We start from the raw sequence: 25245 nt of genomic DNA on the forward strand, positions 1-25245 counted from the left end.
GCCGAAGCCGTCGTCGGTACGGCTCCGGCCCCTTCGGCCGTAAGGACGGGCGCGCCTCGCGGCGGAGGCGTCAGGCGGCCGGCGCGGCGGCGTGGCTGTTCAGGCGGACGATGACCTCGGTCAGCTGCTCCACGACCTCGCTGTCGTCGACGGGGTGGATCTCGGCGAAACGGGTCACGGAGCCGGGGACGGAGAGCTTGACGTCCTCGATCACCTTGCCGCCCGCGATGCCGAGGGCCTTGCGGGCCTCGTCCTGCGCCCAGACACCGCCGTACTGGCCGTAGGCGGTACCGACCACGGCGACGGACTTGTCACCGAGGGGGGCGGCACCGAACGGGCGGGACAGCCAGTCGATGGCGTTCTTCAGGACGGCCGGCATCGTGCCGTTGTACTCGGGCGTGAAGAGCAGCAGGGCGTCGGCGCCGGACACGGCCTCGCGCAGCCGGGCGGCGGCGGCCGGCACGGTGCCCTCGACGTCGATGTCCTCGTTGTAGAACGGGATCTCCGCGAGGCCCTCGTACACCACGACCTCGGAGCCCTCGGGAGCGAGCTTGACCGCGGCCTCCGCGAGCTGGCGGTTGTGCGAACCGGCACGAAGGCTGCCGACGAGGGCGAGAACGCGAACAGACATGAGAACTCCTGAGGGGGTGAAAAGTCAGAGGGGAACGGAGCGGCGAAGCGCCGGACGAAACATTGCCGCAATCATCCGGACCGAGGTCCGGTTATGTTTCTAGCATCCTAACCGGACTGCGGTCCAGTTTCTTCCCGATGCTTTACGCTGGCTTCATGTCCGCCGTCCCGCCGCCCGCCCCGACGCCTCAGCAGTCCCTCGAACCGCTGGAGTTGCCGCAACTCGGTGTCGAGATCGATGAGCCCTGCCTGCGAGCCGACGCCGCGCGCAACCGCGCACGCCTGCTGGAGGCGGCCGCCCTGCTGGTGGCGGAGCGCGGCGCGGACGGCCTGACCATGGAGGCGGTCGCCACGGCGGCCCAGGTGGGCAAGGGGACGGTCTTCCGGCGTTTCGGCGACCGCACCGGACTGCTGACGGCACTGCTCGACCATTCCGAGAAGAAGTTCCAGGCCGCCTTCCTCTCCGGCCCCCCGCCGCTGGGACCGGGCGCACCGCCCGCGGAGCGACTGCGGGCCTTCGGCGTCACCATGCTGCGCCGCACCGTCGACGAGCTGGACCTCCAGCTCGCCGCCGAACCCTGCGCCGACCGGCGCTTCACCAATCCGCCCCGCCGGGTACGGCACCACCACGTGACGCTGTTGCTGCGCGAGGCCGTCCCGGAGGCGGACTGCGACCTTCTCGCCCACACCCTGATGGCGCCGCTCGACCCCGCGCTGGTGCACCACCTGATCCGGCAGTGCGGAATGCCGCTGGCGCGGCTCGAATCCGCGTGGGTGAACCTCGTCGACCGGGTGACGGGGCCCACGGCCCCCGCCCACTGACCGAGGGCCCGGCCCCCTCCCGGCCGACGACCCGCGGGGCCGTCCTGAACTGGCACGGACGCGGGACCCTGCGCTCTCAACTCCCCCGGACAACAGTCCCGTTCGCGCTTCTGCAAGGATGCTTCAGTCATGGTGCAGATACCGAACACGCCCGCCCCCGCAGCCACCGCACCGACGCGCCCCGTGTCCGAAGGTGCCGTACCCGCGCGCCCCGTGCCTCCGCCCCGTACGCCCACGAACCCCGCGTCCACGAACCCCCCGCCCGCAGGGGCGGTGCCCACGAGCGCCGACGTGGCCCGCCTGGCCGGCGTCTCGCGCGCGACCGTCTCCTACGTCCTGAACAACGCCGACGCCGTCCGGATCAGCGAGCCCACCCGCCGCCGCGTCCGCGAGGCAGCCAGGGAACTCGGGTACGTGCCGCACGCGGCGGCCCGCAGCTTACGCGCCGGACACAGCCGCATGGTGCTGATGCCCGCACCCGCCTTCCCGGTCGGCCCGGTCTACAGCCAGTTCATCAACGATCTCCAGGTGGCTCTCGGCCGCCTCGACTACACCGTCGTGCAGTACGGCACCGTCGGCGTGCACGACGACGAGGCCGCCCGTGCCTGGGCCGAGCTGCGTCCCGTGGCTGTGCTGGTCCCCGGCTCGGGACTCGGCCCCCGGGGCGTCGCCGTGCTCAAACGCTCCGGCGCGCGTGCCGTGGTCACCCTCGGCCCGGAAACCGTCGAGGGCGCGCACGCCCTGCTCATGGACCACGACGTCGTCGGCCACAGCGCCGGCGCGCACCTGTTCGACCAGGGGCGCCGCCGCATCGGTGTGGTCGTCCCGCGCGAGCCCGGTCTGGAGGCGTTCTCCGCGCCCCGCCTCGAGGGAGTGCGGGCGGCCCTGCGCGGCACCGGCGCCACGGTCACCGAACTGCCGCTCGCCCACGACGAGGGCGCCGCCGCGCGGCTCGCCGCCCGCTGGCGCGATCTCGGCCTCGACGCCGTGTTCACGTACAACGACGAGTACGCGATGCTGCTGATGCGGGCGCTGCAGGATGCCGGCGTCCGTGTCCCCGAGGAGACGGCCGTGGTCGGCGCCGACAACCTCATGCTGGGCCGGCTGCTGCGGCCACGGCTGACCACCGTCCACCTCGACCTGCCGTCCGGCACCGAGCTCGCCGCACTCGTCGACCGCGCGGTGCGCGACCCGGCCGCCGCCCCCGAGGCGCACAAGGTACTGGGCGCGTCGGTGATCCGGCGTGCATCAGGCTGACACGGGCCGGCACGGGTCGCCGCCGACCGGTGCGGACCGGTGCAAACCGGGTGGACATGCGGCACGCGATCACATCGTCGGATCGCGAAGGAAGCCGGATGATCCCGGTGGGCGGCAGCCGGGGCACCGGTACGGCACGCCCGGCGCCTCTGGTACGGCGCGACCAGGTGCTGCCCACCGAGGGGCCCCGGCTGTCGTACACGCGGCGGGTGCCAGTGGGCGCGGTGGGCGTCATCGCCCCGTTCAACGCGCCGCCTCCGGCACCGGCTCCCGCTTCGGCGGCGACGCCAACCTGGACGCGTTCACCGACGTGCGCTGGACCACCGTGCGCGGAGACGTCGCCCAGTACCCGTTCTAGAAGCGGCCGATCCGGAACCACCCGTTCAGGACGTCGCGGCGATACCCGGATCCGGGGCGGTCACTCGCCCTGGTCCCGGGCGTCCGCCGTGCCGTCGCCCTGCGCCGCCTGCTGCGCGGCGACGGACTTGCGGACCTCGTCCATGTCCAGCTTCCGGGCCTGCTCGATGACGTCCGTCAGCGCGGCCTCGGGCAGCGCGCCCGGTTGTGCGAACACGGCCACCTGGTCGCGGACGATCATCAGCGTCGGGATCGACTGGATGTTGAAGGCCGCGGCCAGCTCCGGCTGCGCCTCCGTGTCCACCTTGCCGAACACCAGGTCCGGGTTCGCCTCCGCCGCCTTGTCGTACACCGGTGCGAACTGACGGCACGGCCCGCACCAGGACGCCCAGAAGTCGATCAGAACGAACTCGTTCTCCGTGACCAACTGGTCGAAGTTCTCCTTGGTGAGCTCCACAGTGCTGCTCATTGCGTATGTCCCTCTTCCTGATAGCGGGGCGAGCCGTCGGTACAACCACGGCCGGCCGGTCACGTATTCCGCGCCCCTACCCATGTGGCCGGCACGCACACCACCCACCAGACTGGCGTCATGACGCAGACACAGGCGCAGACGGAATCGCCGGAACCGGAACCCCTCGGCTACGACGTCGTCGTACTCGGCGCCGGGCCCGTGGGGGAGAACGTCGCCGACCGCACCCGAGCGGCGGGGCTCTCCACCGCGATCGTGGAGAGCGAACTCGTGGGCGGCGAGTGCTCCTACTGGGCGTGCATGCCCAGCAAAGCCCTGCTGCGCCCCGTCCTCGCGCGAGCCGACGCCCGCCGCCTCCCCGGCCTGAGCACGTCGGTGCGGGGGCCGCTCGACGCGGACGCGGTCCTGGCCCGCCGCAACGAGTACACCTCCCAGTGGAAGGACGACGGCCAGGTCCAGTGGCTCGAGTCCGTCGGCGTCGACCTCCACCGCGGCGTCGGCCGGCTCACCGGCCCGCGCACGGTGACCGTCACCGCCGCCGACGGAACGCGGCGCGTCCTCACCGCCCGGCACGCCGTCGCCGTCTGCACCGGCAGCCGCGCGCTGCTGCCCGGCCTGCCCGGACTCGACGAGGTCGCGCCGTGGACCAGCAGGGAGGCCACCAGCGCCCAGGTCGTGCCCGGCAGGCTGGTCGTGGTCGGCGGTGGTGTCGTTGCCACCGAGATGGCCACCGCGTGGCAGGGGCTCGGCTCCCGGGTCACGCTCCTGGTACGCGGCAGGAGTCTGCTGGCCCGCATGGAGCCCTTCGCCGGTGAACTGGTCGCCGAGGCGCTCACCGAGGCCGGCGTGGACCTCCGTACCGGCACCTCCGCCACCTCGGTGACCAGGGAGAACGGTGTCGTCGTGGTCGTCACCGACACGGGGGAGCGGATCGAGGCCGACGAGATCCTCTTCGCCACCGGCCGGGCCCCGCGCACCGACGACATCGGCCTGGAGACCATCGGTCTGGAACCCGGCTCCTGGCTCACCGTGGACGACAGCCTCCAAGTGACCGGCCAGGACTGGCTCTACGCGGTCGGTGACGTCAACAAACGTGCCCTGCTCACCCACCAGGGCAAGTACCAGGCCCGTATCGCCGGCGCCGCCATAGCCGCCAGGGCCGCGGGGGAGCCGGTGGCCGACCGCTCCTGGGGCGCGCACGCCGCCACCGCCGACCACGACGCCGTCCCCCAGGTCGTGTTCACCGACCCGGAGGCGGCCTCGGTGGGCCTCTCCCTGGCCGAGGCGGAGGACGCGGGGCACCGCGTCCGTGCCGTCGACGTCGACCTGGCCTCGGTCGCCGGCGCCGGCCTGTACGGCGAGGGCTACACGGGCCGCGCCCGCATGGTCGTCGACCTCGGGAGCGAGACCCTGCGCGGTGTCACCTTCGTCGGCCCCGGCGTGGGCGAACTCCTCCACTCGGCCACCGTCGCGGTCGCCGCCCAAGTGCCGGTCGCCCGCCTGTGGCACGCGGTCCCGTCGTACCCGACGATCAGCGAGGTGTGGCTCCGACTGTTGGAGGCGTACCGGGACGCCTGAAGGGCCTGAGGAACCTGAGGGCTCGGAGGTCTTGGGGGGCTCGGAGGCGGTGGGCGGGCGGGGCGGGGTTTCCCCGCCCGGTATCCGGTGCCCGGATCCCGCGCCCGGTATCCGGTGCCCGGATCCCGCGCCCGGTATCCGGTGCCCGGATCCCGCGCCCGGTATCCGGTGCCCGGATCCCGCGCCCGGTATCCGGTGCCCGGATCCGTGCCCGATCCGGATCCCGAGCCCGGTCCTTTCCCCCATCCGGATCCCGAGCCCGTGCCCGGTCACGGCAGTTCGAAGCCCAGGGCCCGCGCGGCCTCCTCCGGCGTGGGCTGCGCCCAGCGCTCCGCCACTGCCTGATGGGACGACAACGAGCGCGGTTCTGCCCGGTCGAGGTAGAGCATGCCGTCGAGGTGGTCCGTCTCGTGCTGCACGATCCGGGCAGGCCAGCCGCCGAACACCTCGTCCACCACCCGCCCGTGCTCGTCCTGCCCGGTCAGCCGCACCTCGGCGTGCCGTGCCACCACCGCCTGGTACCCGGGCACGCTCAGGCACCCTTCGAAGAACGCCGCACGCTCGCCGCCGACCGGCGCGTAGACCGGATTGACCAGCACCCGGAACGGCTGCCGCACCCGACCGCGCGCCGCCGCCACCTCTTCCGTGACGGGCGCCGGATCCTCGATCACCGCGATCCGCAGCCCCACCCCGACCTGCGGCGCTGCCAGTCCGACCCCCGGCGCGGCGTGCATGGTGACCCGCAGCGCCTCGACGAACCGGGCCAGCAGCGCGGGCTCCAACTGGCCGTCGAAGGGTTCGGACGCCCGCCGCAGCACCGGATCCCCGGCCGCGACGATGGGCAACGGCCCGTCACCGGCGAGGAGTCGCTCGACCCGCTCGGCCAGAGGCACACGATCGTTCGGAGTTCCCATCGAGTCAGGATGCCATGCGTCCGACGGACCGTCGCCGTCGTGAGTGGCGCAGCTCACACACCCGTCCCGGGAACCCGGCGCCCCCTCTCCCCGACCACTGGAGCAGCATCACGGACGCCAAGACGCTCTCGGGAGAAGCCCACCGATGACCACCGCTCCCTCGCCCACCACGGACGAGGCCCCCCGACCCCCCATCCCCGCACGGCAGAGATCCGGCTGGAGCACCCTGCGCCCCCTGGTCCTGCGCCTGCACTTCTACGCGGGTGTGGTGGTGGCCCCGTTCCTGCTCGTCGCCGCCCTCACCGGCCTGCTGTACGCCGCGTCCTTCCAGGCCGAGAAGATCGTCTACGACCATGAGCTGACCGTCCCCGTCGGCGACCGTGAACTGCCCATCTCCGAACAGGTCGCCGCAGCCCGCAAGGCCCACCCCGAAGGCACGGTGTCCGCGATACGCCCCTCACCCGAGGCGGACGCCACGACCAGGGTGATGTTGTCCGGGGTGGAGGGCGTCGACCCGAACCACACCCTCGCCGTGTTCGTCGACCCGTACACCGCGGAGGTGCGCGGCACGCTGGAGCAGTACGGTTCCAGCGGCGCGCTGCCGCTGCGCACCTGGATCGACGAGTTCCACCGCGATCTGCACCTCGGCGAAACGGGACGCCTCTACAGCGAGTTCGCGGCCAGTTGGCTGTGGGTGATCGCCGGCGGCGGCCTGGTGCTGTGGTTCTCCCGCCGCCGGGCCCTGCGTAAGATCCGCGGCACCAGTGGCCGACGGCGCACCCTGGGACTGCACGGCGGCATCGGCGCCTGGGCCGCGGTCGGCTTCATCTTCCTCTCCGCCACGGGGCTGACCTGGTCCACGTACACCGGCGCCAACATCGCCGATCTGCGTACCTCGCTCGGCCAGGAGACGCCCTCGGTGTCGGCCGCGGCAGGCGGCGAACACGCGGAGCACGGCGCGGCCGGGGGCACGGGAGGCGACGCGGAGCACGGCGTCGGCCTCGACCGGGTTCTCGCGGCGGCACGGGCCGAGCGACTCGACAACCCGGTGGAGATCGTCCCGCCCGCCGACGCGGCCTCCACGTATGTCGTGAAGCAGATCCAGCGCAGCTGGCCCGAGAAGCAGGACGCCGTAGCCGTCGAACCGGCCACCGGCCAGGTCACCGACGTCGTGCGGTGGGCCGACTACCCGGTGCTCGCCAAACTCAGCCGCTGGGGCATCGACCTGCACACCGGCAGCCTCTTCGGCCTGCCCAACCAGATCGCGCTGATGCTGCTCGCGGCCTCCCTGATCCTGCTGATCCTGTGGGGCTACCGCATGTGGTGGCAGCGAGGCCGGGGCTCGTCCTTCGGCCGGCCGATCCCACGCGGCGCCTGGCAGCAGGTCCCGCCGTACATCCTCGTCCCGCTGCTGGCGGCGATCGCCGTACTCGGCTACTTCGTCCCGCTCCTCGGCATCCCGCTGGCCGCCTTCCTCGCCGTCGACATCGTCCTCGGGGAGATCGCACACCGGCGGGGCCGGAAGAGCGGAGGGAGTGGGGAAGCCGGGGAAGCCGGGGGAGTCGAGAGCGGCGAACCCGCCGGGGCGGCGCGGACGCCGTAGCCGGAGCGCACCCCGGACGAACCGCACGCGCGCCGGTGCCCGGCCTCCCTCCGGGGAGAACCGGGCACCGGCGCGTGTGACGTCGCGGTGCAGGGCTGTGCAGGGCAGGGATGTGCAGGGCAGGGCCCGGGCCCGCTGCCTACGCGGGATCGAGTTCGCGCTCGACACTGCCGTCGAAGTCGCCCGCCAGCGCGGCGGCGATCCGCAGGTGGGACGTCGCCTCCTCGCTCCGCCCCTGCCGCTCCAGGGTGCGGCCGAGCATCAGCCGGGCGTAGTGCTCCACCGGATCGCGCTCCACAATGACGCGCAGTTCTGCCTCAGCGCGACGCAGTTGGGCCGAGTGGTAGTAGGAACGCGCCAGCAGCAGCCGCGGCCCGGTCTGCTCCGGCACCTCCTCGACCAGCCCGCTCAGGACACGCGCCGCGGCGGCGTAGTCCTTGGCGTCGAAGAACAGCCCGGCGCGCTCCCAGCGCTCGGTCGGGGTTCCGTGGTCGTAGTAGTACGTGGTGTCCACTCGTGACCTCCTTCGACGCCGACAACGGACGGGGTTGCTTGAATATTCCACTACTGGTCCGGGGTGGCCGCCGCTGCGGCCAGCTCCCGGTCGGCTCGCTCGGTGATTATCGCCAGCACCCGCCCGGTGACCGCGAGTTCATCGGACGGAATGCCGGCGTAGATCCTGGCGGAGATCACCCTGGTCTCGGCGGACGTCGTGTCGTACAGCTTCCGCCCGGCGTCCGCGTGGCGCGGCGCCTGATTGACGCGTTGCCCCGCGGGGCTAAGTTGTGCGGCATGAGCAATCTTGAGCGGGAGGCCGTTCCGTCCCTGTGCGGTGGGCGCGGCTTCGTGGTGGCAGAACCGGTACGTGAACTCCTCAGTCCCCGTAAGGTCAAGCTCGGAGAGTCCAGCGAGGTCCGGCGACTGCTGCCGAACCTGGGGCGGCGCATGGTCGGCGCCTGGTGCTTCGTCGACCACTACGGTCCCGACGACATCGCCGACGAGCCCGGCATGCAGGTGGCACCGCACCCGCACATGGGACTGCAGACGGTGAGCTGGCTGCACCAGGGCGAGGTCCTGCACCGTGACTCCACGGGCAGCCTCCAGATGATCCGCCCGCGCGAACTGGGCCTGATGACCTCGGGCCGGGCGATCAGCCACTCCGAGGAGAGCCCCCGCTCGCACGCCCGCTTCCTGCACGGCGCCCAGCTCTGGGTCGCCCTCCCGGACGGCCACCGCCACGCCGAACCCCACTTCGAGCACCATGCCGACCTCCCGGTCGTCACGGCGCAGGGCGTCGACGCCACGCTCATCCTCGGCAGCCTCGACGGCGCCACCTCGCCCGGCACGGCGTACACCCCGATCGTCGGCGCCGACCTCTCCCTGTCCAGCGGCACGGATGTCCGCCTGCCCCTGGAGCGCGACTTCGAGTACGCGGTCCTCGCGATGTCCGGCGAGGTCCACGTGGACGGCGTACCGGTGCTCCCGGGCTCGATGCTCTACCTCGGCTGCGGCCGCGACGAACTGCCCCTGCGCGCCGAGTCCGACGCCTCCGTGATGCTCCTGGGCGGCGAGCCGTTCGAGGAGGAGCTGATCATGTTCTGGAACTGGATCGGCCGCACCCAGGAGGAGATCGAACAGGCCCGCCGGGACTGGATGGAAGGCACCCGCTTCGGCGAGGTGAAGGGCTACGACGGCGCCCCGCTGCCGGCCCCCGAGCTGCCGCCGGTGGCGCTGAAGCCGCGGGGAAGGGTGCGTTGACCTGCGGAAACGGCTGATTGGTTGGTGACGGACGGGCGGCTCGCCGTCGTGCGTTGTCTCCCGTCCCTCCATCGCGTGTGGGAGGGCGGCTGGACGTGCTGTAGGCCCCCTGTGCGGGGCCAGGCGATTCCACGGTGTGTCCGTCTGTGGGGAGCTGTGGCAGGACTCTTGCTAACCCTTTGCTAACCCTACTGACGAGTCATCACATGTCGGCGGAGGTTCGTCTCGTACCTTCGCGGCGGTGCGGTGGTCATCGCCGCTTGGGTGACCACCGCACGGATGCTGACCCGGCGGGTGGCTGAGGCACACTCCGGTGCGGGAAGTCAGTACTCGGCCTGTCGGTTTGTGGGAATTCGACAAGGCGTGAGTGGTTGTAGGGGTGAGCGCTCTTGGCCCTGCTCCTGGGAGGGGGTGCCGTGGCGGAGTGCTCCCAGCAGGTTCTTCGTCTGCTGGTAGCACGGCGCTTGCGTGTCTCTGGCCTGTGTCGATGCCGTAAGTTGCTCCTGATGCGGCTTCGCTGGCCCATCAATGGTCCGGATCTTGGCTTCTCGTATCCACCGGTGAGGGCGAGAACTCCGGGCCCAGCTACAACCGATGGGGGACGGCGAGACACCTTCGGGTGCTTGGGGCCCTGTGGTGCGGCGGGAAGGACGGCGCTCGATGAGATGCGCCTACGGCGCGTGCCGGTACCACATGGCACAGGTTGTAGGGGCCGTCTATGGCGTCCACGTCAGTCCATGACGACTGCGTAATAGCAGGTCAAGGCATCGAGGTCCGGGAGAGTTCGCGTAGTTGGTGACAGGCGCGTGACAGCGTCGGTGATAGGGCGAGAGACCTGCTGGGGGACATCCAGGCGGGGCCTCTGCCCGGAGCCATGAGGCGAAGCCCCGCCGGAAGCGCTGGTGGGGCTTCGCCGTGAGCTGGTTTCTGCTTGCACGCAGAACGCGTTCGGCTCCTCACCCAGTTCGGGTTCCTGCTTTGCGGGTGGGGACGCCAGATTTGCGATCGCAGCCACTATCAACATCGCAGCCGTGAGACGACGGGGACGGGGGGGTCTGTACAGCGAACGGCTCTGTCCCGTAATCGGTGGTAACGAAGGGTGACGGTCGTCGTTGTTCTGGTGTGCGTGATGTCAACGAGCTTGTGAGTGTGGTGTTTTCAGGGCTCTCAGCCCTCGTCATCGAGGGTGTACAGGACGAGGGCGAGGTCATCCGGGTGTCTGCGCGGACCCGGGACGATCCGGTGCCGTGCCCGGCATGCGGGGCGCCGACGGCCAAGGTGCACGGCCTGCACGGCCGGACGCTCGTGGACGTGCCGGTGGACGGGCGGCGGGTCGTGGTGTCGGTGCGGGTTCGGCGTCTGGTCTGCCCGGTGCTGGGATGTCCGCGGCAGACCTTCCGCGAACAGGTGCCGGGCCTGGTGGAGCGCTACCAGCGCCGTACCCCACGCCTGGCCCGCCGACTCGGCTTCGTGGTCAAGGAGTTAGCGGGCCGGGCGGGTGTCCGCCTGTCCCGTGCCTGGGGCTGCGGCCTCTCTCGTTCGACGGCTCTGCGCCTGCTCACGCGCCTGCGGACGCCACCGCCACGTGTGCCGCGGGTGATCGGCGTCGACGACTTCGCCCTCAAGCGCCGGCACCGCTACGCCACCGTGATCATCGACGCCGAGACCGGCGAGCGGACCGACGTCCTGCCCGACCGCACCGCCCCGACCCTGGTGACCTGGCTGCGCGAGCATCCCGGGGTCGAGTACGTGTGCCGGGACGGCTCCGCCACCTACGCCGAGGCGATCCGCCAGGCTCTGCCCGAAGCGGTGCAGGTCAGCGACCGGTGGCACCTCTGGTCCAACCTGTGCGGCAAGGTCCTGGCCGAAGTCCGCTCCCACGCGGCCTGCTGGGCAACCGCCGTGAACCCCGCCCGGCCCGGAGGCGTACGCGAACAGACCACCCGCGAGCGGTGGCAGCGCGTCCACGACCTGCTCGGCCAGGGCGTCGGCCTGCTCGAATGCGCCCGCCGCCTCGATGTCGCCCTGAACACCGTCAAGCGGTACTCCCGCATGAAGGAGCCCACCGCCGACCGCCGCGCACCCCGCTACAAGCCCACGCTCGTCGACCCCTACCGCGACCACCTGCGCACCCGCCGCGCCGCGGACCCGGCCGTCCCCGTCCTCCAGCTCTTCCGGGAGATCAAGGAGTTGGGCTACACCGGCAGCCTCAACCTGCTCTACCGCTACCTCACCCAGGGCCGCGCCGAGGGCGACAAGCCGGTCACCACCCCGCAGCGCTTCGCCCGTCTCCTGCTCACTCGTCCGGAGAACCTGCGCGACAAGGACACCGCGCTACTGCGGGAACTCACCGGAACCTGCCCCGAAATGACCGAACTCGCCTCCCTCGCCGGCGAGTTCGCCCAGCTATTGGCCCCGGCGGAGGGCAACGATGCCAAGCTCACCGACTGGATCACTACGGTTCGCACCGCTGACCTGCCCCACCTGCACTCCTTTGCGAACGGCCTCGAGCTCGACCGCGCCGCCGTCGACGCCGGCCTCACTCTGCCGTACCACAACGGCCGCACCGAGGGCGTCAACACACGAACCAAACGGATCATGAGGCAGATGCACGGCCGAGCCGGGTTCCCCCTGCTCCGCCACCGCATCCTCCTCCAGTGATCACTACACAGCGCTACCACCGATTACGGGACAGAGCCGTTGACCGTACAGACCCCCGCCGGAATACCATTGAGCGGTGTGCATCGTGAAGGTGCTGGTCACGGGTCTGGCGTGAGTTGTCTTCGGCGTACTCGTGCTGGTCGTGGGCGGCAGTCTGAGGTGTAGATCGTCTGGCAGGTGCGGGTTTTGCGGTTTCTCGCCCGCCGTCTCGGGTTGCGCTCGTACGCTCCGCGCATGGTGGACCCCGAGGTGTATGAGCGGATCACCGCGCGCCGCGCGGAGCTGGATGAACTGGAAGAGCAGCTGGTCAAGCAGCTGTCCGAGGTGCGCGCCGAGCGGGACGAGCTGGCCGTTGCTGTGCGGGTGTGGCAGCGGATGAGCGAGCAGCTCGCTGACGAGCGGGCAACGGCCGGGTCGCCGGTGGTGCAGGTGGCGGGTCGGGCGGTGCGGCTGGTCCCGGACCGGGCGTCAGGGGTGGCCGAGTCCGCGCTGCCGGCTGACTACCAGCGCATCCTGGCCGCCGTGCGGCAGGCCGGCGGGCCGGTCGCCACCCGGGCCGTCGGTGAGACGTTGGGTCTGGACACCGGGGTGCGGGGCAAGCTGGAGCCGCTGCGCGGGAAGTTGACCAAGCTGGCCGATCGCGGCCGGCTGCACAAGCGGGGTGACGGCAAGTTCACCGTGCGCTCGTAGTCGCCGGACTCGATGAGCGGGTGGGCGTAACCGGCGGGCCCCCGGCGGCAGTTGAGTTTGGTGTGAAGAAAAACAACGAAGCCGTCGAGGGCCCTGACGGCCTTGTCTACACCGCCCGCCTGCCGCTGTCGAGCGCCACCTTGAACTATCTCGCCGATCTGATCCGCGGCCACTGCAAGAAGATCCGCTCGCCGTGGCGGGCGCTGCCCGCCGGGGAGATCGCCGGGATCGTGCTGGCGGTGCTGCGCTGTGACCAGCGGCCCGGCGACCTGGCCGGCGGCAACGGCGTCCACCGCACCACCGTGAGCCGGTGGGTGCGCGAGGTCGTCGGCCTGTTGGCCGCCCGCGCCCCGCGCCTGGACCGCGCGCTCAAGAAGATCGCCCGAACGGGCGGCGGCATCGTACTGCTGGACGGCTCGCTGATACGCACCCGACGCCGCACCGGAGAGGCGAACCGGAAGAACTGCTCCGGTAAGAGCAAATGCCACGGACTACTCGTGATCGCACTCACCGACGATCGTGGCCGGTTGCTCTGGGTCTCCGCGGCCCGGCCCGGACGCACCTCGGAGATCACCGCCTGCCGGCACGACCACCTCACCGCCCATCTGCGCGCGACCGGCCTCGGCGCCATCGCCGACCTGGGCTTCATCGGCCTCGACGACAACGACGACCCGGACGCCGACCCGGCCGTGATCACCGGCTACAAGGCCGCCCGCAACCGGCACCTGACCCCCGGCCAGAAACTGTCGAACACCGTGCTGGCCGCAGTCCGCGCCCCGGTCGAGCACGGCTTCGCCCACCTGAAGAACTGGCGCGTCCTCACCAAGCTCCGCACCGCCCCGAAGTCGGCGACCGCCCTGGTCAGGGCCCTGCTGGTGCTGACCAACCGCGAAATCGCCCGCTTGCCGACGGTGAGGTGGGTGTTGAGGTTGTCCCAGACCAGCACGATCGGGCCGCCGAGCTGCTGGTGGGCGGTCTGGATCAGGTTGCGGTAGTCCTGCCAGGAGAAGCTCTTGCGCCCATCAGGCCGGGCGTCCGGGCACGGCCGGTAGATCAGCCGTGGGGATTGACCGGTCTTGTAGCAGGCCAGAGCGGCCACCGATAAGCGGCGGCGGGAGCGGCCCCGCACGCGGACCACAGGGGTGTGGCCGCGGCGGGACCAGGTGCGGGTGGTCGGCGGCGTCATCGAGAATCCGGCTTCGTCCTCGAAGACGAGCCAGGCGTCGAGCGCCGCCACGGTCCTTCCACCTGGGGCCAGGTCTCCTTCACCCAGCCGCTCACCATGTTCTCGTCCCGCTCGATCGCACGCCGGGCGGGGACCTGGCAGCCCCAGCCGTGCCGCTTGAGTAGGGCGGCCACCCCTTGCACCGTGTAGCTCTTGTGGAAGCGGCGCCCGATCAGCGTCTTGATCCGCGACAGAGTCCAGGTCTGGTCCGGCCATCCATGTGCCACCGGCCCCTTGGCCAGCTCACGCTCCAGCACGGCGAACAGTTCGTCGCTGAGCATCGGCAGCGATGCCGGGCCCTTCGAGACCAGGGCTCTCGGCCCGTCCTGCGACCAAGCCTTGCGCCAACGCTGTACCGACCGAACGCTGACCCGCAGGTCGTGAGCGACGACCGGGTTCTCGTCGCCCTGCCTGAACTGCTCGGCCGCCTCCAGCCGCAAATGCTCTCGGAAGGCCCGCCGTTCGTTGGTCAGCCCGCTCCCTTGAGCATACCTCATGCAGTGGACATACCGCAGGCATCAAGAAACGTCAGCCCTTGCGACACCACGCTTTGAGGGTCAGTAATTGCTGAAAGTTTTCCTACGGATCCTCCCTGTCTCGCTTTTGGTTGCGCTTTACAGTCCGAAAACGCCCCGTGAGCAATGCTTGAAATGTCCACAAAGACGGACTTCTGGAGGGGTCGAACGGGTCTCGTGCCGACAACGAGTGTGGTTGTGATTTCCCTGCGTAACGGATGTGCGCAGAACGCGACACCCATGAAGACGCTATCTGTCGGGTTAGCGTAGGTACTTGGAAAAGTAAGATGCCTTTCAGGGAAGATGTATGAACTCCTCAACTGTGATGTCCGCTCAAACGGCGCGGAATGTCGATGGTCCGAGTGTGACGCGAGGGAAGATATGACTCGGGACCTGCCCCCGGAGGGATCCCAGGTCGGTTCCGTTCCATGCGAGGCGTGGAAAACCGTTCTGGTGGAGCGCGAGGAACAGCTCGCGCGCGTGAAGACGTGGCTGGCCGCACAGCAGCCCGCAGCGGGGCAGGTGATGCTCCTGGAAGGGACCGTGGGGGCGGGCAAGACGGAGTTCCTGCGCGCGGTGGTGCAGCTCGCCCACGCCAGTGAGGTCATCCTTCTCAACGCCGTCTGCTCCGCGGGGGAGCGGGAGCTGCCCTTTGGGACGCTGAGCCAACTGTTCGACAGCCCGGTCCTCCCCGTGGAGCTGCGCAGACGCATCACCCCGTTGCTGCGCGGGCTCATGGAGTCGACCCGGGCCGAGAACATGCACGAGGCCGTGGAGAGCAACAGGGCCGAGATCCTGTACGACCTCTTCCAGCCCGTCACGGAACTGGCCGCCACGACGCCCGTCGTGGTGTGCGTGGACGACATCGACCACATGGACGCCGCCTCGCAGCAGTGCCTGCTCTTCCTGATCCGGAGACTGAGCACGGCGCCGATCCTGATGGTGCTGACCGAACTGGCCGAGTCCAACGGGACCCACTCCCCGTTCCACGCCGAACTGCTGCGCCAGTCCTCCGTCGCGTCCGCCCGCATTGGGCCGCTCTCCCCGCAGGCCGTGCACCTCCTGACGGGACTGCGGCTCGGAACCCGGGGCGGCCGCGAGTTCGGCGACTCCTTCGCCGAACGCAGCGGCGGCAACCCGCTGCTGCTCGACGCCCTGATCCACGACGCGAGACTCGGCGGCGGGACACGCCAGCGAGTCTTCGGACGCGCCCTGCTGAACTGCCTGCACCGCAGCCGCTCCCACACCCTGCGGGTGGCCCGCGCCATGGCCGTGTACGGCGACGGGGCCACGGCGGAGCAGCTCGGGGAGCTGGTCGGCACCGACCCGAGCACCGTCGAACGGGCACTGCGCACCATGACCGAGGCGGGGCTGCTCAGGGACGGCCGGTTCCGGCACGAACTGGCCGCGCGCACCATCCTGGACGACCTGCCGGCCGAGGACCGCGCACAGCTGCACCAGCGGGCCGCGCGGCTGCTGTACCACCAGGGCGGCGCCGTCGGTGACGCCGCCCACCACCTGGCCGAGGCCGGACGGGTGTCGGAGCCCTGGGCCCTGCGCGTCCTCCTGGAGGCGTCCTCGGAGGCGCTGCTCCACGGCAGGGTGCAACGCGCCCTGAGGTACCTGAACTCCGCCCAGGACGCCTGCACCAACGAGCGGGACCGGTGGACGGCCCGCGCCAGGCTCGCCCAGGCCGAATGGCAGCTCAACCCTTCGGCGTCACTGCGCCACCTGCTCGCGCTCACCGAGGCGGTGCGCAGCGACCAGTTAGACCCCTACGAGACGATGCTGCTCGTACGGCAACTGCTGTGGCTGCACCGCACCCAGGAAGCCGTCGACATCCTCGCCCTGCTGCGCAAACGGGCCACACGCCTGCCGTCCGCGGGCATCGCGGCATCGTCCGGCACGCCGAACCAGCCGGCCGAACTGCACGACATGGAGGTGTGGCTGGCCTGCACGTATCCGCCGCTCGCGGGACGGGTGCAGAGCGGACCCGCGCCCACTGACCCCGAGGGCGCGCCCACCACCCGCGGCCGCGCCTTCTGGCTGCAGTCGATCGGCGTCCTCTCCGGCGGCCTCGTGCGCAGACGCAGCGGCGAGATGCAGGAATGGGCCTCGCACGTGCTGGGCCAGCTCGACCTCAACCACAACGGCCCCTGGGCGGAGGAGGCCACCCTCCTCGCGCTGATGTCCCTCGTCTACAGCGGCCGGCTGAGCGAGGCGGCCAACCGGTGCCGGAGCCTGGACGAGCGCCGCACCGGAAGCCCGTCCCCGATGTGGCAGGGCATCCTGAACGCCGCGGAGGCGGAGATCCGGCTGCGCGTGGGCGACCTCTCGGAAGCAGTGACCCACGGCGAGCGAGCCCTGGAGCACGTGTCCGTCCAGGGATGGGGAACCGCCGCCGGCCTCCCGCTGGGCACCCTGATCCTGGCCCACACCCGCATGGGAGACCTCGACTGCGCCACGGCGCTCGTCACCCAGGGCATCCCGGACGAGATGTTCCAGAGCCGCTACGGACTGCACTACCTCTATGCGCGCGGGCACTACTACCTGGCCATGAACCGGACCCGCGCGGCGCTCGGCGACTTCCTCTCCTGCGGCGAACTCATGGGCAAGTGGGGCCTAGACCTGCCCGGCATCGTGCCCTGGCGGACCAGCGCGGCGGAGGCGTGGCTGCTGCAGGGCAACCGCGACCAGGCCAAACGCCTGGTCAAGGAGCAGCTCTCCCTCCCCGGCCCGGAGGACACCGTCAGCCGGGCGCTCGCCCTGCGGCTGATGGCCGTGTTCAGCTCGCTGGGACAGCGACCCCGCCTGCTGACCGAGGCAGCCGACATCCTGGAGGCGGGCGGCGCGACGTACGAACTGGCCCGGACGCTGGCCGACCTGGGCCGGGCCTACCACGCACTGGGGAAGCACCGCCGCGCCCGGGTGATCATCCGCCGTGCCTGGCGCGTGGCGCACCTGTGCCAGGCGGAACCCCTGTGCAGGGAACTGCTGCCGGACACGGGAGTCGAGACGGAACTGCCGGAGGACGAGGAACGGGCGACGGCCGTGGCCTCCCTGACCAACTCCGAGCGCAGGATCGCCTCCATGGCCGTCATGGGGTACACGAACCGGGAGATCGCGAAGAAGCTGTTCATTACTCACAGCACGGTCGAACAGCACCTGACCAGGGTCTACCGCAAACTGGCCGTCAAGAACCGGCAGAGCCTGCCGGGCTACCTGCGCGGCGAGATCGGCTGACCCGCCCGGCGCGGTGCCGCGCCGGGCGGCCGCCGGCGGCCTCGGGGCTCCCACTATCCGTCCCGTCCCCACCGTCGCTGCTCTCCCGTCCCGAGTGCCCCGGCGCGTTCCACCACACGGTGCGCGGCCCGCAGGCCCTGCGCGGTGGCCCGTACGGCGTTCAGCGCACGGGCGTCGGCGGCCCCGCCGGCGACCTCGAAGGGGACGCCGGCCGCACGGAGCACGGCGGCGACCTCTTGCCGGCTCTCCTGGCCCGTAGCGAGGACGACGTGGTCGGCGCCGACCAGCACCGCCTTCCCGTCGGCCTCGACGACGACACCGTCGGGCGTGATCTCCCGGTACGCGACGTCGGTGAGCAGGCGCACGCCGCGCGCCCGCAGTTCCTCCATGACCACCCACCGGGTGGACGGGCCGATCCCGGTGCCGATCCTGCCGCCGCGCCGCATCACGGTGACCTCCCGGACAGCGGCCGGCGCGGACGCCGGGACCGACCCGGACGGCGCGGTCAGGGCACGGGAGGCGAGGAACTCCTCCGCGGTCGGCGCCGGGGAGGAGCCGCCGGCGAGGAGGTGCGCCAGGTCCACCGCGATTCCGCCGCCGCCGATGACGACGACACGCGGACCGAGCGCGTCGGGGTCGGCCAACGCCCGTGCGTAGTCCAGGACGTGCGGCAGGTCCGCGCCCGGCAGCTCCGGCCGGTGCGGACGGACACCGGTGGCGAGCACCACCCCGTCCGTGGCGCGCAGGAGGGGCACGTCCCGGGCACCGACGCGGTGCCTCAGGTACATGGGCACATTCAGGTCGTCGAGTTCCTCCTCGCGCCGGCGCACGGTGGCGGCGAAGTCCGCCTTGCCCGGCACCCGGGCGGCCAGCCGGAACTGCCCGCCGGGCTCGTCGGCCTCCTCGTACACCTCGACCTTGTGCCCGAGCCGCGCCAGGGTGCGCGCCGCCTCCAGCCCCGCGAGCCCCGCGCCGATCACGGCGTACCTGCCCCGGCGTCCGGCGGACGGCAGGGCCGGGAAGTCGCGCTCGTGGCCCGCCCGCGGGTTGACCAGGCAGGACACCCGCTCCGTGCCGAAGGACCGGTCGATGCACGCCTCGTTGCAGGCGATGCACAGGTCCACCGAAGCGCCCGAGCCCGTATGGGACTTGTCGACGATGGCCGGGTCCGCGAGGAACGGGCGGGCCATAGCCACCAGGTCGACGTCGCCGCCGGCCAGGACGTCCTCGGCCTGCGTGAGTCGGGTGAAACGGTTGGAGGCGATCACCGGCACCGCACCGTGCCCCGCCTCCCGCAGCGCCCGCTTGACCCGCTGGGCGTACCCGGCCCAGGTGCCCGCCGGGACCTGGGCCTGCACCGTGGGCACGGGTGACTCATGCCACCCGATGCCCACCGCGAGCGCGTCCGCGCCGGCCTCGGCCAGCTCCACGGCGAGCGCCGCAGTCTCCTGCCACGGGGTGCCGTCCTCGACGAGGTCGGCGCCGGACATCCGGAAGAGCACCGGGAAGCCCGGCTTCACCGAGGCCCGCACGGCCCGCAGCACCTCGACGGGGAAGCGGCGGCGCCGGGCCGGGTCGCCGCCCCAGGCGTCGTCGCGCAGGTTGGTCAGGGGCGCGGTGAACTGGTTGATCAGATAGCCCTCCGAGCCCATCACCTCGACGGCGTCGAAGCCCAGCGCGCACGCGGCCTCCGCACCCCGGCCGAAGGCGGCGACGGTGCCGGCGACCTCCTCCTCCGTCATGGCCCGGGGAACGGTGCGGGAGAACCGGCTGTACACGGCGGACGGCGCCAGGGGCGCCCCGCCGTCCGTACCGGCGGGCGCGTACCGCCCGGCGTGGAAGAGCTGGAGGGCGATGAGACCTCCGGCGTCGTGCACGGCGTCGACGGCCCGGCGCAGCGCCGACCTGTGCCGGCCGTCGTCGAGCACGCCGTAGCCGGGGCCGCCGGAACCCGCGGGGTTCACCGCGGAGCCGCCGGTGATGACGAGACCGGCGCCGCCGCGCACCCGTTCCGCGTAGAACGCGGCCAGGGCGGCGCCGTCGTCGTCCAGGGTCTCCAGATTCAGGTGCATGGCACCCATGATGATGCGGTGCGGCACCGTCAGGCCGCCGATCGCGAGCGGTCTGAAGACGTGGTCCAACACCTGATCTGTCCCTCTCTCCGTTACTGCGTCCGTCCGGCTCAGGCGTCGCGCGTTGGCCGGGGCGGCAGCGCCAGGGCCTCGCCGGCGTCCGCGAAGAATGGCGGCGCGACGACACTGAGCCCGCCGTCCACCACGAGCGTCTGCCCGGTGATGTAGCCGGCCCCCTCGCCGAGCAGGAAGTCGACGGTGTCGGCCATCTCCTGCACGCTGCCCGGACGGCGCGCCGGGATGCGGTCGAGGACACCCTGCATGGGCGGCATGCCCTCGACGTTGTAGAAGAACTCCAGCGAGTCGGAGTCGATCAGGCCGCCGTTGACCCCGTTGACGTTGATGCCGTAGGGCGCGAACTCCACCGCCATATACCGCACCCAGGACTCGATGGCGGCCTTCATGCCGCCCAGCATCGCGTAGGTGGGGTAGGCGCGAATGGAACCGTAGGAGGACAGCGCGACAATGCGGCCCCCGTTGTCCATCAGTCTGACCGCCTGCTGCGCGCCCAGCACGAACGGCCGCAGGTTCATCGCGTACGAGCGGTCCAGGTGGTGCGGGCCGAGATCGACGATGTTCTTGAACGCGCTCGCCGCGGCGTTGGAGACGAAGTGGTCGAGCCGTCCGCAGCGCTCCGCCACCTCGTCGAACAGGGCCGTGACGCCCTCGGTGGTCTCGACGTCCGCCTGGACGGCGAAACCCTGACCGCCCACCTCCTCGACCTCGGCGACGGTTTTCTGCGCCAGGTCGGCGTTCTTCTTGTAGTTGACGACCACCGTGCCGCCGCGGGCGGCGAGGGTGAGGGCCAGGGCACGGCCGATGCCGCGCGAGGCCCCCGTGATCAGCGAGACCTGCTCGCGGGTGGGCGTCGGCTGCTGCGGGCTGTTCATCGGTTCGTTCCCTCTCCGTCCCAGGACGTGGCGCGCTGGAGCAACTCGCGGAAGACGACGGCCTTCTGCACCTCGTTGGTGCCCTCCTCGAAGCGCTGGGCACGCGCGTCGCGGTACACGCGCTCGATCTTCTGCGACTTCCAGTAGCCGAGGCCGCCGTGCACCTGGAGCGCCTTGTCAGTGACGTTCGTCAGCATCGTCACCGCGTGCATCTTCGCCATCGACGACTGCATGGACGCGTCGTCGGCGCCCGCCTCGAAGCGTCGCGCCGCGTGCAGGACCAGCTGCCGCGCGGCCTCGATGTCGGCGGCGTTCTCGGCGAGCATGAACTGGATGGCCTGGCGCTGGGTCAGCGCCTTGCCGAAGGTCACCCGGTTGCGGGCGTAGTCGACGGCCAGCTGCTGGGCGCGCTGGGCCAGTCCGACGCAGCTCATGGCCACGGAGATCCGGGACGGCGTCAGGAAACCGCCGAGGAAGACCTCCAGACCCTGGCCCTCCGTCCCCAACCGGTGGTCGACCGGAACCGGGGTCTCGTCGAAGACCAGCGAAGCGTGGTCGGTGCCCGTGACGCCCATGGTGCTGGAGGTGTCATCGACTGTGACGCCCGGGGCGTCGCGCGGCACCAGCAGGGCCACCGTGCCCTCGTGCCCGGCGCTGCCCTCGACCCGGGCGGCCAGCAGGTAGTAGTCGCAGCGCACGCCGAAGGTGATCAGGTGCTTGCGTCCCGAGAGGTAGTACGTGTCGCCCTTGCGTACCACCGACGTGGTGATGTCCGCGCCGGTGCCGTTGCCCGGTTCGGTGAGGGTGAAGGCGATCTTGATCTCACCGGTGACCGAGGGGATCACGAAGCGCCTGCGCTGTTCGTCGTCGGCGTGGCCGTCCATCGACCGCCAGATGCCGTTGACCACGTGCACGATCATGCGGATGGAGCCGTGCGAGCGGGAGAAGACCTCCATCAGCTCCATCCAGCGGGCGAAGCCGAGGCCCCGGCCGCCGTACTCCTCGGGAGCCGCCATCCGCAGGAATCCCAGACCGTTCAGCTCGGCCCACAACTCCTCGGGCACCTGCCCGGTCTCCTCGATGCGCTCGGCCCAGCGCTCGCCGGGCCCCTCCACCCACTGCTCGACCTGGGTGCGCAGCTCGTGGAACTTCTGCTCGTCCGTCATGTGCCGCCTCTGTTCATGTTCTTGTTCCGGTCCGCTGTCCGCCGCCCGCCGGGCGTCAGCCGGCGTCCTCGTCGTGGGGGCGCAGTCCGCGGGCCAGCGACCGCAGTTCGGTCTTCTGCACCTTGCCGATCGGATTGCGCGGCAGGGCGTCGATCCGCTCCAGGCGTTCCGGCCAGTACTGCTTGGCCACCTCGTGCCCGTCGAGGTGGCGCCGCATCTCCTCGAAGGTCAGCTCCGTGCCGCCCGCCGGCACCACGAAGGCGCAGGCCCGCTCGCCCAGCCGGTCGTCCGGCATGGCCACCACCGCGACGTCGTCCACCGCGGGGTGCTCGAACAGCAGCTGCTCGATTTCCGCGACGGGCACCTTCTCGCCGCCGCGGTTGATCACGTCCTTGACCCGTCCGGTGATCCGCAGGAAGCCCTCGGCGTCGATCGTCGCCAGGTCGCCGGTGCGGTACCAGCCGTCCTCGGTGAAGGCCTCGGACGTCAGATCGGGACGTTCCAGGTAGCCGTCGAAGACGGTGGGGGAGTGCAGCTCGAAGTTGCCCTCCGTGCCGACGGGCAGCTCCCGCCCCTCGTCGTCGGTGATCCGCAGCATGATGCCGTCCAGCGCGCGGCCGTCCGAGCCCCAGCGCTGCCTGGCCTCGTCGTCGGGCGAGGACAGCGCGCCCAGGCAGGTCTCCGTGGTGCCGAAGGCCCCGCAGACGGCGGCTCTCAGGACGCGGCCCGCGCGCTCGGCCAGCGCGCGCGGCACGGTCGCCCCGGTCGCCACGAAGATCCGCAGGTGCCGCGGCGTCTCGCCGCTCTCCTCCACGGCCTTCACCAGGTCGGACAGGAACGGCGTCGCGGCCTGCACGAACGTCGCCCGGTGGTCGTTGAGCGACTGCAGCGCCCGCTTGGCGTCCCACTCGGACTGCAGGATCTGCGGCACGCCGTGCACCAGGGCGAGCACCATGCCGTAGAGGAAGCCCGTCTGGTGCGCGAGGGGCGACGGCACCCAGATCGCGTCCCGCTCGTGGAGTCCGAGGTGCGCGATCTCCATCGCGACGGCCCTGACCAGCTTCCGCGAGGGCTGGGTGACGCCCTTCGGCTCACCGGTGGTGCCCGAGGTGAAGAGCAGCTGCGCCGTCGTCTCCGGCGTCGGGGCGAGGGCGTCGAGCGCCGCGCGGTCCACCGTGGTCGTCGCCAGCGCCTGCTCCCAGTCGTGCAGCGTCACGCCACCCGCCGGGGACTCGGGCAGCAGGGCGGAGCCGCCGGCGGAGGCCAGGACCACCATGTGCTCCAGGCCCAGTCCGGAGCCGTGCTCCGCGACCAGGTCCAGCACCTCCTCGGCGGGCAGGCGCGAGCGGTGGCGGTCGGCCACCACCAGAACCCGTGCCGAGGACCGCTTCAGGACGAAGCCGAGCTCGCGCTTGCGGAAGAAGGGGATGACCGGGCAGCACACGGCCCCGATGCGCAGCGCGGCCAGCGACAGGACCACGAACTCGGCGCGGTTCGGGAGCTGGTACGCGACGTTCTCGCCCGGCCGGACCCCGAGCCGCAGCAGCAGCGCCGCCGCCCGGTCCACCCGCTCGGACAACTGGCTCCAGGTGACCGTCTCGTCGCGGTCGGAGCGTACGTCCACGACGGCCGTCTCCTGCGGCCGCTCCTCGGCCCGGCGGCGCAGCCACTGCGGCAGCGTGACCTGCGCGGCGACCTCGGGACTGACGGGCTCCGCCGTCGCCGGTGCCGGCTCCGTCGAGGGGGCACCGGCGTCCGCGGGGGCCTCGGCGGTCTCCGCCGAGCCGTCCTCGACCGTCATGGGCACGTTGAGCGTGTTCATGTCGTCGAGGAACTGCGGGTACGAGATGCGGTACGCATTCGGGTAGGTCAGCGTCGACTGCCCCTGCCCCTGCCCCTGCCCCTGCCCCTGCCCCTGCCCCTGCCCCTGCCCCTGCCCCTGCGCCCGCGACGAGGCCACCGCGAGCGACATCAGGATGCGGTGGTCGTTGAACGAGGACAGCTTGGCGCCCCGCAGATGGTCCACCCCGTGCACCCGCAGCTCGTTCTCCGAGAGTTCGAGGCGGCCGCCCATGCGGTTGAGCTGGAGCATCGCTGCGGCCCGGTCGGACTCCTTGAGCCGGGTGTGCGCGATGTTGCGGAACACCGACTCGCCGCGCGCGAAGGTGGCGAGGGTGGACAGGATCGGCAGCATGTCGGGGATGTCGCGGCAGTCGACGTCGACCCCGGTGAGCCGGGGCGCGTCCTGCCGGATGCGCAGGCCGCCGGCCGCCTCGTCGATCTCCATCGGCACGCCCATGGAGCGCGCGACGTCGAGGAAGTGGAACTCGGGGTGGTCGGCCGGGCCGCCCTCCAGCGTGGTGATCCCGCGCAGCAGCACGTCACTGGGGTGCAGCGCCGCGGCGGCGATGCCGAACGCGGCCGAGCCGATGTCCGGCGGCAGGGTCATCTCGACCGTCCGGGCCTGCTGCCCCGGCGCGATGTCGAAGCGCCGCCAGTCCTCGGAGACGGTCACCTCCAGGCCGAACTGGCGCATCATCGCCACGGTCAGTTCCAGGTAGGGCCGTTCGTTGAGCTCGCCCTCCACCTCGATCGTGGTGTGCCGCGTTGCGAACGGGGCCAGCAGGATCAGACCCGATATCCACTGGGACAGGGTGCCCGCGATCCTGACGTGGCCGCCCGTGGGCCTGCGGCCCTGGATGAGGACGGGCGGGCAGTCGTCCGCCGACTCCAGCTCGACGCCCATCTCCTCCAGGGCCCGCAGCAGGGGACCGACCGGGCGCCGCCTGAAGTACTTCTGACCGGACACCGACACGGCGCGGTCCGACAGCGAGGCGAGACCGATCATGAAGTAGAGCGTGGTGCCGGAGCTGCCGGCCGAGACCGTCTCCCGGCGCGGGCGGTACTGCCCGCCGAGTCCGTGGACCACGAAGGTGTCGCCGTCCCTGGTGATACGCACGCCCAGGTCGCGCAGCAGCCGCACGGTGTACTCGACGTGCCGGGCGTCGGACAGTCCCCGGACGCGGCTGACACCGTCGGCGAGCGAGGCGAGGATCAGCGCGCGGTGCGCGTGGTACTTCGAGTTTGGGACGAGAATCTCACCGCCCGCCCGGTGCTGGATTCCCTTGACGAGAAGATGCATGGGTCCTACTACTCCCTGATTTTGGGACGGTGGCCGAGACAGGAGAAGAAAAGGGTCCGAATCCTCACGGCACACCGATGGTGAGCATCAAGCACACGCACACGGAAATGTCGGACGCCGGTGTCGTGGAATCAGAGGATCGGGACATCGAATGTGCTCCGGTGCCTTCCGGCGGGGGCGCCGGCGCGTATTC

General features: G+C 71.3%; 18 protein-coding genes and 2 pseudogenes. 10 read left to right on the forward strand and 10 right to left on the reverse strand.

Features of this window, described 5'->3' with window-relative positions; translation table 11 throughout:
- Positions 1–70: 70 nt before the first annotated feature.
- On the reverse strand, positions 71–631 hold the full coding sequence (locus V4Y04_RS34525) for an NADPH-dependent FMN reductase (protein WP_332432248.1): 561 nt from the start codon (positions 629–631) through the stop codon (positions 71–73).
- Positions 632–786: 155 nt separating this feature from the next.
- Between V4Y04_RS34525 and V4Y04_RS34530 the strand changes: the two genes are divergently transcribed.
- The 3 genes and pseudogenes from V4Y04_RS34530 to V4Y04_RS37925 form a co-directional block, all read left to right on the forward strand.
- The gene (locus V4Y04_RS34530; RefSeq protein ID WP_332432249.1) at positions 787–1452 is read left to right on the forward strand and encodes a TetR/AcrR family transcriptional regulator; all 666 of its coding nucleotides are present in this window, start codon (positions 787–789) and stop codon (positions 1450–1452) included.
- Positions 1453–1743: 291 nt separating this feature from the next.
- On the forward strand, positions 1744–2709 hold the full coding sequence (locus tag V4Y04_RS34535; protein ID WP_332433108.1) for a LacI family DNA-binding transcriptional regulator: 966 nt from the start codon (positions 1744–1746) through the stop codon (positions 2707–2709).
- 164 nt (positions 2710–2873) lie between these two features.
- Positions 2874–2963 (forward strand): annotated as a pseudogene (locus V4Y04_RS37925) (aldehyde dehydrogenase family protein); the annotation flags it as partial.
- A 164-nt stretch (positions 2964–3127) separates the two neighbouring features.
- Here V4Y04_RS37925 and trxA read toward each other — a convergent pair.
- Complete coding sequence (gene trxA, locus V4Y04_RS34540) at positions 3128–3535, reverse strand: thioredoxin (protein ID WP_332432250.1); 408 nt, start codon at positions 3533–3535, stop codon at positions 3128–3130.
- 120 nt (positions 3536–3655) lie between these two features.
- On the opposite strand from trxA, the gene V4Y04_RS34545 reads away from it, so the two are divergent.
- Complete coding sequence (locus tag V4Y04_RS34545; RefSeq protein WP_332432251.1) at positions 3656–5113, forward strand: dihydrolipoyl dehydrogenase family protein; 1458 nt, start codon at positions 3656–3658, stop codon at positions 5111–5113.
- Positions 5114–5382: 269 nt separating this feature from the next.
- Here the strand turns inward: V4Y04_RS34545 and V4Y04_RS34550 are convergent, their stop codons facing one another.
- Positions 5383–6027: a peptide deformylase gene (locus tag V4Y04_RS34550; RefSeq protein ID WP_332432252.1), complete on the reverse strand. Its 645-nt coding sequence runs from the start codon at positions 6025–6027 to the stop codon at positions 5383–5385.
- Positions 6028–6172: 145 nt separating this feature from the next.
- On the opposite strand from V4Y04_RS34550, the gene V4Y04_RS34555 reads away from it, so the two are divergent.
- Positions 6173–7630 (forward strand): PepSY-associated TM helix domain-containing protein, encoded by a 1458-nt coding sequence (locus tag V4Y04_RS34555; RefSeq protein ID WP_332432253.1) that lies wholly within the window; start codon positions 6173–6175, stop codon positions 7628–7630.
- A gap of 139 nt (positions 7631–7769) precedes the next feature.
- On the opposite strand, the gene V4Y04_RS34560 is transcribed toward V4Y04_RS34555, so the two are convergent.
- Together V4Y04_RS34560 and V4Y04_RS34565 are read right to left on the reverse strand one after the other, a co-directional pair.
- Entirely contained in the window at positions 7770–8144 is a 375-nt protein-coding gene (locus V4Y04_RS34560; RefSeq protein ID WP_332432254.1) for a tetratricopeptide repeat protein, read from the reverse strand.
- Between the two features lie 50 nt (positions 8145–8194).
- Positions 8195–8323 (reverse strand): hypothetical protein, encoded by a 129-nt coding sequence (locus V4Y04_RS34565; protein WP_443080128.1) that lies wholly within the window; start codon positions 8321–8323, stop codon positions 8195–8197.
- Positions 8324–8422: 99 nt separating this feature from the next.
- Between V4Y04_RS34565 and V4Y04_RS34570 the strand changes: the two genes are divergently transcribed.
- The 4 genes from V4Y04_RS34570 to V4Y04_RS34585 all read left to right on the forward strand — a co-directional run bounded on the left by V4Y04_RS34570 (position 8423) and on the right by V4Y04_RS34585 (position 13734).
- Entirely contained in the window at positions 8423–9388 is a 966-nt protein-coding gene (locus tag V4Y04_RS34570; protein ID WP_332432255.1) for a pirin family protein, read from the forward strand.
- A 1122-nt stretch (positions 9389–10510) separates the two neighbouring features.
- Positions 10511–12049 carry an ISL3 family transposase gene (locus V4Y04_RS34575; RefSeq protein ID WP_443080129.1) on the forward strand — a complete coding sequence of 513 codons (1539 nt, stop codon included), beginning with the start codon at positions 10511–10513 and terminating at the stop codon, positions 12047–12049.
- 234 nt (positions 12050–12283) lie between these two features.
- Positions 12284–12739 (forward strand): hypothetical protein, encoded by a 456-nt coding sequence (locus tag V4Y04_RS34580; RefSeq protein WP_332432256.1) that lies wholly within the window; start codon positions 12284–12286, stop codon positions 12737–12739.
- Positions 12740–12801: 62 nt separating this feature from the next.
- Positions 12802–13734, forward strand: coding sequence for a transposase family protein (locus tag V4Y04_RS34585; RefSeq protein WP_332432257.1), 933 nt, complete (start codon positions 12802–12804; stop codon positions 13732–13734).
- On the opposite strand, the pseudogene V4Y04_RS34595 reads toward V4Y04_RS34585, so the two are convergent.
- Positions 13644–14461, reverse strand: a pseudogene (locus tag V4Y04_RS34595) (IS630 family transposase); the annotation flags it as partial. The gene V4Y04_RS34585 and the pseudogene V4Y04_RS34595 sit on opposite strands and share 91 nt — an antisense overlap.
- A gap of 471 nt (positions 14462–14932) precedes the next feature.
- On the opposite strand from V4Y04_RS34595, the gene V4Y04_RS34600 reads away from it, so the two are divergent.
- A complete protein-coding gene (locus V4Y04_RS34600) occupies positions 14933–17722 on the forward strand; it encodes a helix-turn-helix transcriptional regulator (RefSeq protein WP_332432259.1) in 2790 nt (929 codons plus the stop codon).
- A gap of 53 nt (positions 17723–17775) precedes the next feature.
- Here the strand turns inward: V4Y04_RS34600 and V4Y04_RS34605 are convergent, their stop codons facing one another.
- Genes V4Y04_RS34605 through aroA form a run of 4 tightly spaced genes read right to left on the reverse strand, consistent with a single transcriptional unit; the run spans position 17776 to position 25052 of the window.
- Positions 17776–19866 carry an oxidoreductase gene (locus tag V4Y04_RS34605; protein WP_332432260.1) on the reverse strand — a complete coding sequence of 697 codons (2091 nt, stop codon included), beginning with the start codon at positions 19864–19866 and terminating at the stop codon, positions 17776–17778.
- 38 nt (positions 19867–19904) lie between these two features.
- Positions 19905–20744: an SDR family oxidoreductase gene (locus V4Y04_RS34610; RefSeq protein WP_332432261.1), complete on the reverse strand. Its 840-nt coding sequence runs from the start codon at positions 20742–20744 to the stop codon at positions 19905–19907.
- The gene (locus V4Y04_RS34615; RefSeq protein WP_332432262.1) at positions 20741–21910 is read right to left on the reverse strand and encodes an acyl-CoA dehydrogenase family protein; all 1170 of its coding nucleotides are present in this window, start codon (positions 21908–21910) and stop codon (positions 20741–20743) included. Before V4Y04_RS34615 ends, V4Y04_RS34610 begins: the two co-directional genes overlap by 4 nt.
- 55 nt (positions 21911–21965) lie before the next feature.
- The gene (aroA, locus tag V4Y04_RS34620) at positions 21966–25052 is read right to left on the reverse strand and encodes a 3-phosphoshikimate 1-carboxyvinyltransferase (RefSeq protein ID WP_332432263.1); all 3087 of its coding nucleotides are present in this window, start codon (positions 25050–25052) and stop codon (positions 21966–21968) included.
- Positions 25053–25245 lie beyond the last annotated feature (193 nt).

This window comes from Streptomyces sp. P9-A2 (assembly GCF_036634175.1).
In the GTDB taxonomy this organism is placed as follows: Bacteria; Actinomycetota; Actinomycetes; order Streptomycetales; family Streptomycetaceae; genus Streptomyces; species Streptomyces pratens.